Source organism: Micromonospora sp. NPDC053740, from assembly GCF_040677775.1.
GTDB lineage: Bacteria > Actinomycetota > Actinomycetes > Mycobacteriales > Micromonosporaceae > Micromonospora > Micromonospora alfalfae.
In genome coordinates, this window is sequence record NZ_JBFASO010000002.1 from 579869 (window position 1) to 597529 (window position 17661).

Annotated in this window: 19 protein-coding genes; 8 read left to right on the plus strand and 11 right to left on the minus strand. The window is 70.9% G+C overall.

Features of this window, described 5'->3' with window-relative positions; genetic code table 11:
• Nucleotides 1–10 precede the first annotated feature (10 nt).
• From AB0K35_RS07320 to AB0K35_RS07350, 7 genes are all read right to left on the minus strand, one after another.
• Nucleotides 11–874, minus strand: a complete 864-nt coding sequence (locus AB0K35_RS07320) for a hypothetical protein (protein WP_363884212.1) — start codon at nucleotides 872–874, stop codon at nucleotides 11–13.
• A 71-nt stretch (nucleotides 875–945) separates the two neighbouring features.
• Nucleotides 946–1404 carry a winged helix-turn-helix domain-containing protein gene (locus AB0K35_RS07325; RefSeq protein ID WP_363884505.1) on the minus strand — a complete coding sequence of 153 codons (459 nt, stop codon included), beginning with the start codon at nucleotides 1402–1404 and terminating at the stop codon, nucleotides 946–948.
• A gap of 187 nt (nucleotides 1405–1591) precedes the next feature.
• The gene (locus AB0K35_RS07330) at nucleotides 1592–1912 is read right to left on the minus strand and encodes a DUF1416 domain-containing protein (protein WP_091402852.1); all 321 of its coding nucleotides are present in this window, start codon (nucleotides 1910–1912) and stop codon (nucleotides 1592–1594) included.
• Between the two features lie 2 nt (nucleotides 1913–1914).
• Nucleotides 1915–2763: a sulfurtransferase gene (locus AB0K35_RS07335; protein ID WP_363884214.1), complete on the minus strand. Its 849-nt coding sequence runs from the start codon at nucleotides 2761–2763 to the stop codon at nucleotides 1915–1917.
• 206 nt (nucleotides 2764–2969) lie between these two features.
• Nucleotides 2970–3047, minus strand: a complete 78-nt coding sequence (locus AB0K35_RS07340) for an Ms5788A family Cys-rich leader peptide (RefSeq protein ID WP_310503780.1) — start codon at nucleotides 3045–3047, stop codon at nucleotides 2970–2972.
• 105 nt (nucleotides 3048–3152) lie between these two features.
• Nucleotides 3153–3941 carry a DUF2993 domain-containing protein gene (locus AB0K35_RS07345; protein WP_238666989.1) on the minus strand — a complete coding sequence of 263 codons (789 nt, stop codon included), beginning with the start codon at nucleotides 3939–3941 and terminating at the stop codon, nucleotides 3153–3155.
• Nucleotides 3942–4045: 104 nt separating this feature from the next.
• Nucleotides 4046–5104: a hypothetical protein gene (locus AB0K35_RS07350; RefSeq protein ID WP_363884216.1), complete on the minus strand. Its 1059-nt coding sequence runs from the start codon at nucleotides 5102–5104 to the stop codon at nucleotides 4046–4048.
• Between the two features lie 241 nt (nucleotides 5105–5345).
• Here AB0K35_RS07350 and AB0K35_RS07355 point away from each other — a divergent pair, with 241 nt between their 5' ends.
• The 7 genes from AB0K35_RS07355 to pstB all read left to right on the plus strand — a co-directional run bounded on the left by AB0K35_RS07355 (nucleotide 5346) and on the right by pstB (nucleotide 12490).
• Nucleotides 5346–6065, plus strand: coding sequence for a response regulator transcription factor (locus tag AB0K35_RS07355; RefSeq protein WP_238667165.1), 720 nt, complete (start codon nucleotides 5346–5348; stop codon nucleotides 6063–6065).
• 157 nt (nucleotides 6066–6222) lie between these two features.
• A complete protein-coding gene (locus AB0K35_RS07360) occupies nucleotides 6223–7098 on the plus strand; it encodes a polysaccharide deacetylase family protein (RefSeq protein WP_238666991.1) in 876 nt (291 codons plus the stop codon).
• 58 nt (nucleotides 7099–7156) lie between these two features.
• Nucleotides 7157–8083, plus strand: coding sequence for a mycothiol synthase (mshD, locus tag AB0K35_RS07365; protein ID WP_363884219.1), 927 nt, complete (start codon nucleotides 7157–7159; stop codon nucleotides 8081–8083).
• A gap of 291 nt (nucleotides 8084–8374) precedes the next feature.
• A complete protein-coding gene (gene pstS / locus AB0K35_RS07370; RefSeq protein ID WP_238666993.1) occupies nucleotides 8375–9481 on the plus strand; it encodes a phosphate ABC transporter substrate-binding protein PstS in 1107 nt (368 codons plus the stop codon).
• 38 nt (nucleotides 9482–9519) lie between these two features.
• Complete coding sequence (gene pstC / locus AB0K35_RS07375; RefSeq protein WP_238666994.1) at nucleotides 9520–10611, plus strand: phosphate ABC transporter permease subunit PstC; 1092 nt, start codon at nucleotides 9520–9522, stop codon at nucleotides 10609–10611.
• Nucleotides 10608–11696: a phosphate ABC transporter permease PstA gene (gene pstA, locus AB0K35_RS07380; protein WP_238666995.1), complete on the plus strand. Its 1089-nt coding sequence runs from the start codon at nucleotides 10608–10610 to the stop codon at nucleotides 11694–11696. Before pstC ends, pstA begins: the two co-directional genes overlap by 4 nt.
• A gap of 17 nt (nucleotides 11697–11713) precedes the next feature.
• The gene (pstB, locus tag AB0K35_RS07385) at nucleotides 11714–12490 is read left to right on the plus strand and encodes a phosphate ABC transporter ATP-binding protein PstB (protein ID WP_112584183.1); all 777 of its coding nucleotides are present in this window, start codon (nucleotides 11714–11716) and stop codon (nucleotides 12488–12490) included.
• A 283-nt stretch (nucleotides 12491–12773) separates the two neighbouring features.
• Here pstB and AB0K35_RS07390 read toward each other — a convergent pair whose 3' ends face one another.
• On the minus strand, nucleotides 12774–13607 hold the full coding sequence (locus AB0K35_RS07390; protein WP_238666996.1) for an NUDIX domain-containing protein: 834 nt from the start codon (nucleotides 13605–13607) through the stop codon (nucleotides 12774–12776).
• 279 nt (nucleotides 13608–13886) lie between these two features.
• Here AB0K35_RS07390 and AB0K35_RS07395 point away from each other — a divergent pair, with 279 nt between their 5' ends.
• Nucleotides 13887–14855 (plus strand): Gfo/Idh/MocA family oxidoreductase, encoded by a 969-nt coding sequence (locus AB0K35_RS07395; RefSeq protein WP_238666997.1) that lies wholly within the window; start codon nucleotides 13887–13889, stop codon nucleotides 14853–14855.
• A gap of 56 nt (nucleotides 14856–14911) precedes the next feature.
• Here AB0K35_RS07395 and AB0K35_RS07400 read toward each other — a convergent pair whose 3' ends face one another.
• The 3 genes from AB0K35_RS07400 to AB0K35_RS07410 all read right to left on the minus strand — a co-directional run bounded on the left by AB0K35_RS07400 (nucleotide 14912) and on the right by AB0K35_RS07410 (nucleotide 17622).
• A complete protein-coding gene (locus tag AB0K35_RS07400; protein WP_238666998.1) occupies nucleotides 14912–15919 on the minus strand; it encodes an inorganic phosphate transporter in 1008 nt (335 codons plus the stop codon).
• A 4-nt stretch (nucleotides 15920–15923) separates the two neighbouring features.
• Nucleotides 15924–16550, minus strand: a complete 627-nt coding sequence (locus AB0K35_RS07405; RefSeq protein ID WP_053655020.1) for a DUF47 family protein — start codon at nucleotides 16548–16550, stop codon at nucleotides 15924–15926.
• A gap of 127 nt (nucleotides 16551–16677) precedes the next feature.
• Nucleotides 16678–17622: a PPK2 family polyphosphate kinase gene (locus AB0K35_RS07410; protein ID WP_363884223.1), complete on the minus strand. Its 945-nt coding sequence runs from the start codon at nucleotides 17620–17622 to the stop codon at nucleotides 16678–16680.
• Between the last annotated feature and the right edge of the window lie 39 nt (nucleotides 17623–17661).

Below are 17661 nucleotides of genomic sequence, written 5' to 3' on the forward strand. Positions count from 1 at the left end.
GCGGCCCGGCTCAGCTCGGGCAGCCGACGGTGGCTGTCAGTCGGGTGGCGTCCGGGCCGATCTCGGCCAGCACCGTGACGGCACCGCTGCGGTACGCGTACACCGGGGGTTGGTCAAGCAGTGGGGCGTTGCCGGCCAGCGGGGCGAGCGCGGCAGTCGAGGCCGCCGGGCCGGGACCGTTCGCGGACCACGAGGTACGGGCGAGCCCGCCGCCCGGGCAGGGCGCGGTGACCAGCTCCGGCGCGGTGTCGCCCGGCCGGTCAAGGGCCCTCAGTGCGGCGGTCAGCGCTGCGGTCTCCGGGCCGGCGGTGGTGGCCGGAGCCGACGTGTAGCCGGCGCCGACCGGCCGGCAACCGGTGTCGACGACCAGTCGCACCCGGCCATCGACTGTCGGCCGGCCCTCGACGGCCACGAACTCTCCGGCGTCGGCGCGCAGCTCGGGACCGTCCACCCCGGGCCCGACCCCGGCCCGCCAGCTCGCCGGCAGCCGCTCGGCGATGCCGGCCAGCACTGCCTTCTCGTCACCGGCGGCAGCGAGCACCCCGACCTCGCGCCGCAACCTCGCCCCGTCGGCGAACGGGGTGACCCGGCAGCCGGACGCGATCCGTGCCGGGCTCAGTTCCAGCAGACCGCCCGCACCGGCCGCGCGAGCCAACTCGCCGACCGCCCGGTCGACAACCGGGCCGGCCTGATCGAGGGAACGCTGTTCACGCACGGTCGGCGGGTCGTCCCGCACCGATGTCCAGGTGAGCCCGGCCAGCAGCACCGCCCAGGCCACTGTCACCGCCAGCAGCCAACGCCGCCGCGACCGGGCCGGTGTCGGCGCGGCGGGGCCGGCCGAAGAGGCCCAACCCGTCTGCACAGCACCGCTCACCCGGCAATGGTGTCACGTGCCCGCCGCCGGGCCGGCGGCGGAGGCGGTCGGCCCGACGGAGCGACTGCGGGTCAGTGGTCGTTGAGCCGGGGCGGCGGGTCGAGCCGGTAGCCGACGCCCCGCACCGTGTGCACCTGCGGTCCGCCCGGCAGGCCCCGCAGCCTGCGACGAAGCCGCCTGACTGTGGATTGCAGCGCCGCGGTCTCCGCGCCACCCAACGCAGAGGCGCAGAGGCGTTCGTAGCTCCACACCACCAGCGGTGGGCCGATGAGCACTGTGAGCAACTCCCGTTCGGTGGGGGTCAGCGGGAGCACCTCCCCGCGCCAGGTGACCCGGTGTCCGGCCCGGTCGACGACCAGTTCACCCCACTTCACCAGGCCCCGCGCCCCGGCGAGCGGAAGGACCGTGGGACTGACCGGCACCGGACCCGTCGGCGACGACAACAGCTCGCGCAGCTCGGTCAGATCGGAACAGCTGAGCACCGGGGCGTGCCCGTCGAGTTGGCTCAGCACCCGCTCCCGCAGCGACATGTCAGTGCCCACGCAGAGGACGATGGGGACCGCTTCGTCGGACCCGCCGCTTTCATCCCTGAAATTCACCAGTAGATAGTGACGCACGCCGATGGATTTCGGCACCCGCTCCGGCACGCTGCGAAGAAACGACCGGGGCCAGCCACCCCCGGGAGGGTGACCGGCCCCGGTCGATCAGAGCAGTGGGTCAGGCGACGGTGACGGCCACCTCGTTGACGCCTCGGCCGGCAGTGACAGCGGTGTCGCCGTTGCCGTGCCGGGACAACGCCCGCAGCGTCCAGGAACCCGGCGCGGCGAAGAACCGGAACTGCCCGGCGGCCGAGGTGACCACCTCGGCGGTGAACTCACCGGTCGAGTCGAGCAGCCGGACGTACGCGCCCGGCACCGGCTCGGCCTCGGCGGACCGGACGATGCCGGTGATGACGGTTTCCTTCTCCAGGTCCAGGCTGGCCGGTAGCGGCGCGGCCTGGTCCGGTGCGGCGCAACCCGCGGCGGTGGGAAGAGTCATGATCACGCCTCCCCGGGTTCGTCGCCGAGCGCGACCGGCACACCGACCAGCGAGCCGTACTCGGTCCAGGAGCCGTCGTAGTTCTTGACGTTGCGGTGACCCAGCAGCTCCTGGAGCACGAACCAGGTGTGCGACGAGCGCTCACCGATCCGGCAGTACGCGATGGTCTCCTTGCCGTCGTCGAGCCCCGCGTCGCCGTAGATCCTGCGCAGCTCGTCGTCGGACCGGAAGGTGCCGTCCTCGTTGGCCGCCTTGGACCACGGCACGCTGATAGCGGTGGGGATGTGACCGGCCCGCTGCGCCTGCTCCTGCGGCAGGTGGGCGGGGGCGAGGAGGCGACCGGCGAACTCGTCGGGGCTGCGCACGTCGACAAGGTTCTTGGTGCCGATCGCGGCGACGACCTCGTCGCGGAAGGCCCGGATGGAGGTGTCCGGTTCCTGCGCGACGTACTGGGTCGCCGGGCGGGACACCGCGTCGGTGACGAGCGGGCGGGCGTCCAGTTCCCACTTCTTGCGGCCGCCGTCGAGCAGCTTCACGTCACGGTGGCCGTAGAGCTTGAAGTACCAGTAGGCGTACGCGGCGAACCAGTTGTTGTTGCCGCCGTACAGGATGACGGTGTCGTCGTTGCTGATGCCCCGCTCGGAGAGCAGCGCCTCGAACTGCGTCTTGTTGACGAAGTCCCGGCGGACCTGGTCCTGGAGGTCGGTCCTCCAGTCAATCTTGATGGCACCGGCGATGTGGCCGGTCTCGTAGGCCGAGGTGTCCTCGTCGACCTCGACGAAGACGACGCCCGGGGCGTCGAGGTTCTTCTCGGCCCACTCGGCCGAAACGAGTGCGGTGTCGCGACTCATCGAATCACTCCCTGGTGAGGATGGATGGTGAGCCAACGCGCGCGAATCGATGTGTGTAACTGTCGCACCACGCGCGGGACCCAGCGGAAGGACGGGATCACGGGTTCGTGCGACGGCGCCGCTGCCGGGCGTTCGGTGGGATAACCGGAGGGTGCGAGAACCCTGTGCCGGTGGCCGCCGTCAGGCGGCCGGAGACAGCCCCGCCGTCAGATGACGGGGCGACACAGGCAGGTGGCCACGCGACACAGGTCGACCGCGCGCCGTTTGGTGAGGTGGGTCCCCATGGCCAGGGAGCCTACCAGCCAGTGACCGTGCTGCCACTGGGCCGACCACCATCCGGGAATCGCCGGGATCGCCGAGGATCTCGGCGTCCCACAGCGCCTCCGGCGTCAGCCAGCGGAGTTGATCGGCACGTTCTTGGCGTCGGCGGTGACCGCCAGCCCTTCCGGCAGTGGACGGACCTCCCGGACCGCAAGCTGGAACGGCAACTCCGGCAGGGGAACGTCGATGGAGATGCTCTTGGCGTAGTTGCTCAGGAAGGCCCGAGCGAGCGGGAGGTTCGGCAGACCCGCGGCGTCCAGGTCGTTGAACCGCAGGGCGACAGCGCCGTTGTCGGCGACTGTGACGTCGGCGGTGCCGCTGATGGTGAGCTTCTGACCGAGGATGTCGGCCGGAGCCTTGACGGTGAGCTTGCCGTTCTGCTCGCCGAGGGTGAGACCCGGGCGGTTGAGCAGCGCGGCCAGACTCTCGTAGCTGATCGTGCCGGCACCGTTGACGGTGTCCGCCACGATGTCACCCTGGCCGGTGCGCAGGGTGTCCAGCGAGGCTCGAACGTCGCGGGCCGTCACATCGAGCACCGGCAGCCGAACGGCGTCGCCCTCGACCGAGGCCTGCACGTCCCGCAGGTTGATGGTGATCCGCTGGTAACGGCCATCCAGCACCTGGGTGAGGAACGGAGTGCCGCCCACCTCCACCTCGGGTGCGGCGGACTGCGCGCCCTGCTTGGCGATCTCCTGTTGTACGCGGTCGCCGATCATCCGCTCGGCGACACCGACCGCGACCCGGTCGGCGACCACCAGCAACCCCGCCAGCAGCAGGAGCAGCACGAACAGCCCGATGAGCAGCTTGCGGCCACGCCGTCGGGGTCGCGCCTGGTCCACCGGATAGTCCTGCGCCACGCCGCCTCCTGTCTCCGCCCGTCGCACCGCGACGGGTCGTTCGTACCGACGCCGCAGGGCGGCGCACCAGTAGTTACCCGACCGGCTCAGCGCTCAACCGCGACTCAGAGGAAGAGCATGCACATGGCGTACGCGGTGGGCGCCGCCAGGGCAAAGCCGCCGAGTGGGCCCTGCATGTGCCGGGCCACCCACATGGTGGGCGGTTCGCCGGCCATCAACCGGCCCGCCTCCGCGTACCCCACGGCGAGGTCGGAGAGGACGGCGGTGACCGCCGCAACCAAGCCGATCATGGCGGCCCGGGTCGGCGTGAAGGGAGCCACCAGATAGCTGCCGAGCAGGGCGCTGGTCAGCGTGCCGACCATCGCGCCGGCCACCACGCCGGCGGCGCCCCGGGGCACCTGCGGTGCGAGCCGGGGCCAGGGCAGTACGGCGTCGGTGAGCCGGGCGACGGTGAGCGCGACACCGCTCGCGGTCAGGCAGACGGTGATCGCCTGAGTGCCGGCCGGGATCCGGCTGAGCACGATCAGGGTGCCGAAGGCCACCACCCCGACCACGATGAGCAGTGTGGAGCCGAGGGAGTCGGTGACCCGGACCCGGTCGACCCGACGGACCAGTTGACCGAGCACCGCGGCGAGGAACCCACCGGCGGCCAGGTAGCCCAGCGGCGCCAGGCCGGCGACGTCGGTCTGCACCGCGGCGATGTCGACGAACGCCGCGACAGCGGCGCTGATCCCGGCGACCACCAACAGCGCGGGCGGTCGCATGGCCATCGTCCAGGCCAGCACGAACAGAAGTTGGACGCCGAAGATGATGAAGGCGAACGGCAGCCGGTGACCGGGGCCCGACGTCTGCGCGCCGAGCACCAGGCCGACACCGAGCAGCGCGGCGAAGCCGGCGATGGTCAGCGCCAGTTGACGGTGCACCGCGACCGGAGGAACGACCTCCTCTTCCGGCTCGTCGATCTCGTCTTCGGATCGGCGGGCCGGCTCGCCGGCGCGACGGGCCCGGCGCGGCCCACCCCGTTCGCGGCGGTCGCCGTCGGTGGTGGCCGGACCGGTACGCGGCGCGGGCGGTTGGCCGCGCGTCGCTGCGGCGGCCTGACCCGGCTGGGGCCCAGCGGGCCACGATTCGCGGCCGGCCTCGGGCGAGGTGGAGGGAAACACGACCCGATCGTGCCAGACCGGCGGCCCGACGCGGTGGTCACGGGTTTCAGCGACGTTAAAATCCGCGCCACGATCAGGGGCAAGCTAGACAAACAGGAAATGGCCCGACGGCGCGGCCGAGGCGATCGGTTAGGCTCAACGCGTTACCCGCCCGTCAGCGACGCCGGGACCACGCAATTTCTCAGCGCACTCCTTGATGAGTGCGACTGGTCGCGTGCGGCCTCGCGCCGCCGGGACGGAGGTGATCGTGGAGATCCTGCTGCTGGTGACCGCGCGCGCAGGAGAACCGTCGGCTGTGCTGCCGGCGCTCGACCTGCTGCCGCACTCGGTCCGCACCGCGCCGCGTGATGTTCGCACCCTGGTCGCGGGCCCCAGCCCGGACGCGGTGATGGTGGATGCCCGATCGGAGTTGAGCGAGGCCCGGGCGACCTGCCGGATGTTGCACGCCACCGGGCTCGGCGTGCCGTTGGTCGCGGTGGTGACCGAGGCCGGCCTGATCGCACTCAACGCCGACTGGGGCGTCGACGACGTCATCCTCGCCTCAGCCGGCCCCGCCGAGGTCGAGGCACGGCTGCGGCTGGCGGTGGGCCGGCTCAGCAACGCGACAGCTGGCGCGGGTGGCTCGATCCGGGCCGGCGAGTTGACCATCGACCCGGACACCTACGCGGCCAAGCTGAAGGGCCGTCCGCTCGACCTCACCTACAAGGAGTTCGAGCTGCTGAAGTTCCTGGCCCAGCACCCGGGCCGGGTGTTCACCCGGGACCAGCTCCTGCGCGAGGTCTGGGGCTACGACTACTTCGGCGGCACCCGCACCGTCGACGTGCACGTCCGGCGACTGCGCGCCAAGCTCGGCTCGGAGTACGAGTCGATGATCGGCACCGTCCGCCAGGTCGGCTACAAGTTCGTCGTTCCGCCGTCGCGGTCGCTCCCCGAGGCTGAGCACACGCCAGTGTCTGTCTGATCCGGAGACCACTCCGGGCGATTTCCCATATGCCCTTTTTGCGCGGCTTGGCAGTTCTATTCTGACTGCCGGGTTTGTCGGAGAAAGGGGCGACGGTGCGCGCACTGAACACGGGGGCGACGGGCCGGCGTGACCGGCAAGCCAGGCGGAAGTCGTGATGCGGGGCAACTCGACCGCGCGGGCGGCGGGGATCGTGACGCTTGTGGTGGCGGGGCTGCTCGGCTCCGCGTACGTGCTGGGCCGCAGCCTCGTCCCCGACCAGACGCCTCGGCACTCCACCGGTGTCACAACGAGCGCCGACGGACCGCACTACGCCGACCAACCCAGCGTTGGCGAGCCGAACGGAGCCCCGAGCGCCAGCGCAAGCGCGACCGAGACCGGCCCAGCCGAGGCCGGCCAGGACGGGTCCGGACGGGACGCCGGAGACGACAACCTGTTCGGCGCGCACGCCACCACCGGCACCCCGCGGCTCGCGCTGACCTTCGACGACGGGCCGGACCCGCGCTACACGCCGCAGGTCCTCGCCCTCCTGCGCGAATACGACGTGCACGCCACGTTCTGCGTGGTCGGCGAGAACGCGCAGAACCACCCCGACCTGGTCCAGTCGATCGTGGACGCCGGGCACACCCTGTGCAACCACTCCTGGCACCACGACGTCGGCCTGGGCGCCCGGTCGGCCGACGCCATCCGCTCCGACCTCCTGCGCACCAACGCGGCGATCCGGGCGGCGGTGCCGAACGCGCCGATCGTCTGGTACCGCCAGCCGGGCGGAGCCTGGACGTACCCGGTGGTGTCGGTGGCGCGGCAGCTCGGCATGACCCCGCTGCACTGGTCGGTGGATCCGTCGGACTGGGAGCTACCCGGCGCCAGCAAGATCACCGCGACGGTGCTGAGCCAGGCCGAACCGGGCTCGGTGGTGCTGCTGCACGACGCCGGTGGGGACCGGCAGGGCACGATGGAGGCGCTGCGCCGGATCCTGCCCGACCTGACGGCCCGGTTCGAGCTGGAGGCACTCCCCACCGACCCGACGTGAGCCGCGGCTTTACGGCGACGCTCCGGGCGTAACCACAGGCAACGGATACGGTGGCGGGATGAGCAGCGCGGAGCCGACCAGCGACCAGGTGACCCGGAGCGACCAACTGGCGCCGGCGGAGATCGCCGACGTACTCGCCCTCGCCAGCGCCGCAGGTGACACGGACGGAGCGGACCCGCTCGACGAACACGTCCTGCTGCGGCTGCGCGATCCCGACGCCCCCGCCGTGCATCTGATCGCCCGCGCCGACGACGGTGCCCTCACCGGGTACGCACATCTGGACACCAGCGACCCGGTCGGCGGGATCGGGGTGGAGCTCGTGGTGCACCCCGCGTACCGGCGGCGGGGCACCGGGCGGGCGCTCGCCCGGGGCGTACTCGCCTCGGCCACCGGACCGCTGCGGGCGTGGGCGCACGGCGACCACCCCTCGGCCGCCGCGCTCGCCGTCGACCTCGGCTTCACCCGCGCCCGGGTGCTCTGGCAGTTGCGCCGGCCGTTGGCCGCCCCGCTGGGTGAGCCGCGCCTGCCCGACGGTGTGGCGCTGCGCGCGTTCCGGCCCGGGGCTGACGACGCGGCCTGGTTGGCCCTCAACGCACGGGCCTTCGCCGAGCACCCCGAACAGGGCCGGTGGACGTCGGACGACCTGCGGGTCCGCCTCGCCGAGCCGTGGTTCGACCCGGCCGGTTTCCTGCTCGCCGAGGAGACCGCCACCGGCCGGCTGCTCGGCTTCCACTGGACCAAGGTGCACGAGCGGCCGGGGTCGGCCCGGATCGGCGAGGTGTACGTCCTGGGGGTGGAGCCGACCGCGCACGGTGGCGGTCTCGGCCGGGCCCTGACCACTGCCGGGTTGGCACACCTGCGGGACAAGCGTGGCCTCGACCGGGTGATGCTCTTCGTGGACGACTCGAACACCGGGGCCGTCGCTCTCTACGAGCGGCTGGGCTTCGCCCGGTGGTCCGCGCACATCAACTACCACCTGGGCTGAGCTGCGGCCGTCGCTCCGACCGCGTCACCGGTGGGTAACGGCCGAGCATCGGCGGGATAACGCCGAACCGGAAATATACCCATACTTCCGACAGGTGTACCCGGGTTCACTTAACGGACAACTCACCCTCGGCAAGCGGTCACCTCAGGGGCCGTACGTGTTCACCTTGCGTTCACTTGCGACCGGCGAACCGGCTACCTGGCACTTCTAACTTTCGTGTCAGCCGGTCAGTGCCGGTCCTCGGGCCCCGGGATCGGGGCGCCAAGTCAGACGCGAAGGGAAACCCCTCAGGTGAAGCTCCAGCGGTACGGCACTATTGCCTGCCTCGCTCTTGCCGCGACGCTCGGCCTCAGTGCATGCGGCTCGGACAACAACGAGCCCGCCTCCGGCGCGAGTGCTTCGGGCTCGGCCGCCGCGGTCGACTGCGCTACCGGCACGCTGAACGCCCAGGGCTCGTCGGCGCAGAAGAACGCCATGGCCGAGTGGATCAAGGCGTACCAGCAGAAGTGCCAGGGCACCACGATCAACTACGAGGCTTCGGGCTCGGGCGCCGGCATCCAGGCGTTCATCGCCGGGACCGCCGACTTCGCCGGTTCCGACTCCGCGCTCAAGCCGGAGGAGCAGCCGCAGGCGGACGCCAAGTGCGTCGGTGGCAAGGCCATCCACCTGCCGATGGTGATCGGCCCGGTGGCCGTCGCCTACAACGTCAGCGGTGTGGACAACCTCCAGCTCAAGCCGGCCACCCTGGCGAAGATCTTCGCCGGCAAGGTCACCAAGTGGGACGACGCCACGATCAAGGCCGACAACCCGGAGGCCAAGCTCCCGGCGACCACGATCCAGACCGTCCACCGCTCGGACGAGTCGGGCACCACCGACAACTTCACCAAGTACCTCTCGAAGACCGCTGAGAGCGACTGGACCCTGGGCAACGCCAAGGCGTGGAAGGCCCCGGGCGGCACCGGCGCCAAGGGCTCGGACGGCGTGGCCAGCAAGGTCAAGGGCGCGGACGGCGCCATCGGCTACATGGAGTGGTCGTTCGCCGAGAACGCCGGTCTGAAGATGTCGAAGATCGGCAACGGCAACGGCGAGTTCGCCGCGCTGACCGCCGAGGCGGCCGGCAAGACCATCGCCGGCGCTGCCGTCGAGGGTCAGGGCGACGACCTCAAGCTGAAGATCGACTACAACACCAAGGAGGCCGGGGCGTACCCGATCGTCCTGGCCACGTACGAGATCGTCTGCAGCAAGGGCCTCGCGGCCGACAAGCTGAAGCTGGTCAAGGGCCTGCTGGGCCACGCCGCCAGCGCCGAGGGCCAGGCCTCTCTCACCGAGCTGGGCTACGCCCCGCTGCCGGAGACGGTCCGCACCAAGGTCGAGACCGCGGTCAAGAACCTCTCCTGACCCGATTCCACACCTCCGCAACCGAATCGAGCGAGCAGATGGGTGAAACCCCTCACCGCTCGGCCGACGCCGGCACCGGCGGGACGCGCGTGACGCAGAGTCACGAGTGGCCCGCCGGTGCCTCGGCGCGTGTGGCCGAGGCACCAGTCAGCACCCGTTCCCCGGGCGGCACCGGGCTGGGCGGCGGCGGCGCGCTGCCGCGCAGCCGTAGGTTCGGCGCCGAGCGGGCCTTCCGCGGCCTCACCCTGGCCGCCGGCACCGCAGTTCTGGTCATCATCGCCGCCATCGCGATCTTCCTGGTCGCCAAGGCGGTGCCGGCCCTACGCGCCAACACCGAGAACTTCTGGTCCTACGAGGGCTGGTCCCCCAACGAGACAGAGCCGAAGTTCGGCATCGGTGCGCTCGCCTTCGGCACCGTGCTCAGCTCGGCGCTCGCGCTGCTCATCGCGGTGCCGGTCGCGCTCGGCATCGCGCTCTACCTCTCGCACTACGCGCCGCGCCGGTTGGGCACCGCGCTCGGCTTCCTGGTCGACCTGCTGGCCGCCGTACCGAGCGTGGTCTTCGGCCTCTGGGGGCGGGACGTCTTCAGCAGCCCCGTCCGGGACTTCTCGGTCTGGCTGAACGAGCACTTCGGCTGGATCCCGCTCTTCGGTGGCGACGGCCCGTTCGGGGCGTCCGTCATGCTCGGTGCCCTGGTGCTCGCGATCATGGTGCTGCCGATCATCACCTCGCTCTCCCGCGAGGTGTTCCTCCAGACGCCGACGGCGAACGAGGAAGCCGCCCTCGCCCTGGGCGCCACCCGCTGGGAGATGCTCCGCACCGCGGTGCTGCCCTACGGCCGTCCCGGCATCATCGCCGCGATGATGCTCGGCCTCGGCCGGGCGCTCGGCGAGACCATCGCCCTGGCGCTGACCCTCGGTATCACCTTCGGCATCTCGTTCAACCTGATCCAGAACGGCGGCAACACCATCGCCGCCAACATCGCCAACGCGTTCGGCGAGGCGAACGAGACCGGCCGGGGCGCGCTCATCGCCTCCGGTCTGGTGCTGTTCACCATCACGCTGATCGTCAACATCACGGCGCGGGCGATCATCTACCGCCGCCGGGAGTTCACGGAGTCGGCCGCATGACCACAACCGCCACCTCCCACCGCACCCGGCCGCCGGCCCAGCCCGACTCGCTGCGGGCCAAGCGGCTGCCCTGGTACGCCGCCCCGGCCATCGCCGTGGCGGCCCTGGCACTCTCCGCCGTGATCGTCTACGGCACCAGCATCGGCGGCCCGGTCCTCGTGGTCGTCCTCGCCGCGATCCTCTACCTGGTCGGGCTCTTCGCCGCCGCCAACGCGGTCGAGGGGCGCCGATCGGCCCGCAACCGCACCTGGAGCGCACTGATCCACTCCGCCTTCGTGCTGGCGGTGCTGCCGCTCGTGTCGGTGGTCTGGACGCTGGTCAGCAAGGGCGCCGACCGACTGGACGTCAACTTCTTCCAGACCTCGATGAACAACATCGGGGCCCGGGACGCCAACGGCGGCGCGTACCACGCGATCGTCGGCACGCTGGAGCAGGTCGGCATCGCCACACTGATCACCGTCCCGCTCGGCGTTCTCTGCGCGATCTACATCGTCGAGTACGGGCGGGGCAAGTTCGCCTTCGCGATCCGGTTCTTCGTGGACGTGATGACCGGCATCCCGTCGATCGTCTCCGGCCTCTTCGTGCTGGCGTTCTGGGTGCTGATCGTGTCGCCGTGGTTCAACGACGGTCGGCCCAGCTTCTCCGGCTTCGCCGCCGCGCTCGCGCTGAGCGTGCTCATGCTGCCCACCATCGTCCGGTCCACCGAGGAGATGCTCCGCCTCGTACCGGCGCCACTGCGCGAGGGCGCGTACGCGCTCGGCGTACCCAAGTGGAAGACCATCCTGCGGGTGGTGCTGCCGACGGCGCTGCCCGGCATCGTCACCGGCGTCATGCTCGCCATCGCCCGCGCGGCCGGTGAGACCGCGCCGGTGCTGCTGGTCGCCGGCGGTGGCGCCGCGATCAACACCAACCCCTTCGAGAACAACCAGTCGTCGCTGTCCCTCTTCGTCTACCAGCAGGCCGGCGACGCGTCGAAGTACGCACCGGCACGGGCGTGGACCGCGGCACTCACCCTGGTCGCCCTCGTGCTCATCCTGACGATCGCGGCGAAGCTGCTGGCCCGTCGCAACAGGCTCAGCCGATGAACCCCGGAGGTACCACAATGGCCAAGCGCGTATCCGCCTCGAACGTCACCGCGTACTACGGCGGCTTCAAAGCGATCGAGAACATCAACCTGACTGTCGAGCCGAAGACGGTCACCGCTCTCATCGGGCCGTCCGGCTGCGGCAAGTCGACGTTCCTGCGGTCGATCAACCGGATGCACGAGGTGCTGCCGGGGGCCCGGGTCGAGGGCAGCCTGACCATCGACGACCAGGACATCTACGACCGGGACGTGGACGTCACAGCGGTCCGGCGCACCATCGGCATGGTCTTCCAGCGGCCGAACCCGTTCCCCACCATGAGCATCTTCGAGAACGTGGTGGCCGGGCTGAAGCTCAACGGGGTCCGCAAGAAGTCGATCCTGGAGGATGCGGCCGAGAAGGCCCTGCGCGCCGCGAACCTGTGGGGCGAGGTCAAGGACCGGCTGGGCAAGCCCGGCGCGGGCCTCTCCGGCGGTCAGCAGCAGCGGCTCTGCATCGCCCGGACCATCGCGGTCGAGCCGCAGGTCGTCCTGATGGACGAACCGTGCTCCGCCCTGGACCCGATCTCCACGCTGGCGATCGAGGACCTGATGTTCCAGCTCAAGGACAAGTTCACGATCATCATCGTGACGCACAACATGCAGCAGGCCGCCCGGGTGTCGGACCGGACCGCCTTCTTCTCGATCGAGAAGACCGGCGACCCGGGCCGGCTGATCGAGTACGACAACACCCAGAAGATCTTCAGCAACCCGAGCGTGAAGAAGACCGAGGACTACATCACCGGCCGCTTCGGCTGAGCCGACCACGTCCGGTCACCGGCGCCCCGCCCTCCCGGCGTGGGCGCCGGTGCCATGTCCGGCCCCGCCTCACCCCGCCACCAACGCCGTCGCGCGCCTCCAAGATCGCGCTGGAACGTGGAAGTAGTGGCCTCCTCCCCGCAACGACGCCACTACTTCCTGGATCGAGCACGATCTTGCGGTGGCGGTGGCAGTGGCGGTGGCGGCGGGAGGCGCAGGCAGGCGCGGGTACGGGCGCGCTCCGGGCGGGCAGGCGCGGGCGGGGTCAGGCTCGGGGCGGTGGTCAGCCCAGGACGAAGCGGGGTTCGCCGTCCGGGGGCAGGTCCAGGCGCGGGGTGACCGGCGTGGCCGCGTCTCGATCGGCCGCCGCCCGCGCCACCCCGGCCAGGTCGCCGGCCGCCGCCACCTGGGCCAGCGTGACCACTGTCGGTGGCAACATGGTCAGCTCGCCGGCCTGCGCGCGGGCCAGCGCGTCCGCCGGCCGGATCCACAGCGTGTGGTCGGCCTCGCCGGAGACGTCGCGGGTCCGCTGGCCCGCCGGCAGCAGGGCGATGAAGAAGTACGTGTCGAAGCGGCGCGGCTCGAACTCGGGAGTGATCCACCGGCTCCACGGCAGCAGCAGGTCCGACCGGAGGGTGAGCTGACGGTCGGCGAGCAGCGCCGCGAAGCCCAGCCGTCGCCCCTCCAGGTCCTGCCGGGCCGCCTCCCAGTCGTCGCCGCTGACGTCGCCCACAACGGTTTCCCGGTTCGGACCGGCGAGCAGTACGCCGGCCTCCTCGAAGACCTCCCGGGCGGCGGCGCAGACCACCGCCTGCGCGGCCTGCGGGGCCACCCCGAGCCGGTCCGCCCACTCGGTGGGGGTCGGGCCGGCCCAGTCCAGGTGCGCCTCCGAGTCGGAGCGGTCCACCCCGCCGCCGGGGAAGGCGTACATCCCGCCGAAGGTCATCGCGGCGACCCGGCGGATGACGTACACCTCGAAGTCGGTGTCGGTCGGACGCAGCAGCAGCACGGTGGCCGCGACCCGCGGCGTCGCCGGGGTGCCGCCCTCGGCCTGGAACCGGCGGGCGTGCTCGACCAGGGCGGCCGGGGCGGCGAAACCGTCACTGTCGATCGTCATGCCGCGAGCCTAGTTCCCCGACCAGCCGGCGCCGGCTCGCCCGCATCGCCCCCACGCCGCCTTTGCTCTGCTTCAATCCAGGCAACAAGGATGTCCGGTCACTGTTGCGTCGGTTGAAGCAGAGCAAAGGGCGTAGGTGCGGGTGGTCGCCCGGCGGAGCGCGGCTCACGGCGGGGCGCGACTCACGCCGAGGCGGCCAGGAACGCTCCGGGTCCCGCCGGATGAACTGGCTGGCGACCGGGCAGCGGGCGGTTCACCTGGCTCGGTTAGCGTTCCGGCATGACTCGTTGGGGCATCCTGGCCACCGGCCACATCGCCAGCCGTTTCGCCGAAGACCTCCGGCTGGTGCCGGACGCCGAGTTGGTGGCTGTCGGTTCCCGCGCCGTGGAGAGCGCGCGGCGCTTCGCCGACACGTACGGCGCGAAGCGCGCCTACGGCTCCTGGGTGGAGTTGGCCGCCGACCCGGAGGTGGACGCGATCTACGTGGCGACGCCACACTCCGCGCACTACGAGGCGGCGATGACCTGCCTCACCGCCGGGCGGGCGGTGCTGTTGGAGAAGCCGTTCACGCTCGACCTGGCCACCAGCACGGAGTTGGTGCAGACTGCCCGCGCGGCCGGGGTCTTCCTGATGGAGGCCATGTGGATGCGGCTGAATCCGATGATCCTGCGGGTCGTCGAGCTCATCGCGGACGGGGCGATCGGCACCGTGACCGGCCTCCGGGCCGACTTCGGGGTGGCCGGGCCGTTCCCGCCGGAGCACCGGATGCGCAACGCGGCGCTGGGCGGGGGCGCCCTGCTCGACCTGGGGATCTACCCGATCAGCCTGGCCCACCTGCTGCTCGGGGTGCCGCAGCACATCAGGTCCTGGGCGCAGCTCGGGCCGGAGGGCACTGACGAGAACACCGGCATGCTGTTCGGCTACGACACCGGCGCGCTGGCGACCCTGAGCTGCGGCATGGTCGGGTTGAGCGGGCAGACCGCCTCGATCACCGGCACCACGGGGCGGATCGACCTGCCGGAGCCGTTCTTCCGGCCGGGTTCGGTGACAGTGCACCGGGCCGGCGCGGAGCCGGAGACGATCGTCGCCGACGGGGCCGGCAACGGCTACCAGTACGAGGCGATCGAGGTGCAGCGCTGCCTGGCGGCCGGCCTGACCGAGAGCCCTGTGGTGCCGCATGCCACGACCCTTGAGGTGATGACACTGCTGGACACGGTCCGCGAGCAGATCGGCGTGCGCTACGTCTGAACGGCGAAAGGGCCCCCGGCCACGGTCTCGCCGTAGCCAGGGGCCCGTCCGGAAACTCAGCCGAAGAGCGGGCGGACCACCAGGTACGTGACGCACGCGATCAGCGCGGCGGCCGGGAACGTGATGATCCAGGCGAGCACGATGTTGCCGGCCACGTTCCAGCGGACGGCGGAGAGCCGCTTTGTCGCGCCCACACCCATGATCGCCGAGGTGATCGTGTGGGTGGTGGAGATCGGCGCCTTCAGCACCAGGGCGTTGAAGTAGAGCACCGCGCTGGCGACGGTCTCGGCGGCGAAGCCCTCCGGCGGCCCCAGATCGATGATCTTTCGTCCGAGGGTACGGATGATCCGCCAGCCGCCGGCGTACGTGCCGAGGGCGAGCATCGTCGCCGAGGTCCAGAAGACCCAGCCCGGGATGTGCGTCTTGCTCTCCTGGAAACCACCGGTGTAGAGCGCCAGCACCACGATGCCCATGGTCTTGGCGGCGTCCTGCATGCCGTGGCCTACCGACATGGCGGCCGCCGAGGCGGTCTGCGCCCAGCGGAAGCCCCGGTTGAGCTTGCCCGGCTGCCCCTTCCGGAACAGCCACAGGATCGCCAGCATCAGCAGGTAACCGAGGGTGAGGCCGACGATCGGCGACAGCACCATCGGCAGCAGCACCTTCTCGCCGATGTTGCCCCACTGCACGATGCCGCCGGTGGACAGCAGGGTCGCGCCGACCAGGCCGCCGAAGAGCGCGTGCGAGGACGACGACGGCAGACCGAAGTACCAGGTGATCAGGTTCCAGGCGATCGCCCCGAGCACCCCGGCGAAGACCACCCCGAGGCTGTTCACGCCGGTGGGGAGGGTGACCAGACCGTCGCCGACGGTCTTGGCCACGCCGGCGCCGAAGTGGGCGCCGACGAAGTTGCCGACAGCGGCGAGCCCGAGGGCGATCCGAGGTGTCAGTGCCCGCGTGGAGACGCTTGTGGCGATCGCGTTGGCGGCGTCGTGGAAGCCGTTGGTGTAGTCGAACGCCAAGGCCACCGCGATCACCGCCAACACGGCGATGAGTTCAGGGGACACCGGCTCAGGACTCCTTGACGGCGATGGTCTCGACGGTGTTGGCCACGTGCTCGAAGGCGTCGCAGGCGGCCTCCAGCTCGTCGGCGACCTCCTTCATCTTCAGCACCGTCAACGCGTCGTACTCACCGGAGAAGAGCCGGACGAGCAGCTGCCGGTTGATCCGGTCGCCCTCGTTCTCCAGCCGGTTGCACTCGATCCAGTAGTCCTCGAGATCCTTCATCGACTTGAGCCGGGGCATCGCGTCGGCGGTCAGCTTGGCCTGCTGGTCGAGCACGTTGACCATCTCGTGCAGCTCGCGGGGGAGCGCCGGAAGCTCGGTCAGCCCGTACAGGTAGAGCAGGTCGCCGACCGCTTCCAGGTGGTCCATCACGTCGTCCAGCAGCGAGCCGAGCCGGTAGATGTCCTCCCTGTCGAACGGGGTGATGAAGGTCGAGTTGATCTTCTTGTACAGATCGTGGGTGATCTGGTCGCTGTCGTGCTCGACCTCGGTCAGCCGCTCGCTGACGGACTGCACGTCCACGCCGGGCAGGGCCAGCTCGTTGAGCAGCGCGGTGCCCCGGACCAGGTTCTGCGCGGCCCTGGTGAAGAGCTCGTAGAAGGCGCCCTCGGTGGGGCGGAAGGAAAACTTCACAGCACAGACCTCGTCGCGTCGGTGGAAGGGTGGCGGTGCCCGAGAGCGCCCGCTCGGTGAATGCTAGAAAACGGCAGAACCGGGAATTCGCCGGCCCACCCCTGGCCAGGCACCATTCACCGGTCGTTCACCTGCCGTTCATCTCGGCCGCCCCACCCGCACCCACTCCCCCAGCCAACAGGCGCTTGCGCTCCCGCGACACGTCGAAATCGGCAGCCGGATACCCCAGTTCGAGCGTGTCGAACGTCTCACGCAGCAGGTGGGCCACTGCCCAGTCCCGGTACCACTTGCGGTCCGCCGGCACCACGAACCAGGGCGCGGCGTCCGTGTCGCACCGGCCCAGGGCCTCTGCGTACGCGGCCTGGTAGTCGTCCCAGTGCCCTCGCGAGTCGATGTCGGAGGGGTTGTACTTCCAGTGCTTGCGCGGGTCGGTGAGCCGCTCCATCAGGCGCTTGCCCTGCTCGGCGTACGAGATGTGCAGCATCACCTTGATCAGGGTGACGCCGCCGCCCTCGGCCAGCTCCCGCTCGAACGAGTTGATCTCGTAATAGCGGGCTCGCCAGGTCGTCTCCGGCACCAGCGAGCCGACCCGGGCGATCAACACGTCCTCGTAGTGCGAACGGTTGAACATCCCCACGTACCCGGGCGGTGGCAGCTCCCGGCGAATCCGCCAGAGGAAGTCGTGCCGCAGCTCCTGGCGGGTCGGCGGCCCGAACGAGCGGATGTGCAGGCCCAGCGGGTTCATCGCGCCGGCCACCCGCTTGATCGTGCCGTCCTTGCCGCCGCAGTCCATTGCCTGGAGCACCAGCAGCACTCGGTGCGCCGGCCGTTCCGACCCGGTCTTGGCCATCGCGAAGAGCATCTCCTGCTGCCGGCCCAACTCCTCGCCGACCAGCTCCACCTGCTCCCGCGCCCAGGTCTTACGGTGCTCGCCGCGGCCCGCAGGCTCCGGCAGGCCGGGCATGGACCGCGGATCGATCGCGCCGAGATCCACCGGCGCGGTGACGCGCAGCAGGTCCCGCACGGAACCGCCGTCCGGCGCCACGATCTGCCCTTGCTGGGGTGCGCTCATGCACGGATCATCGCCCACCCACCGCCGTTCCGCCCGCCG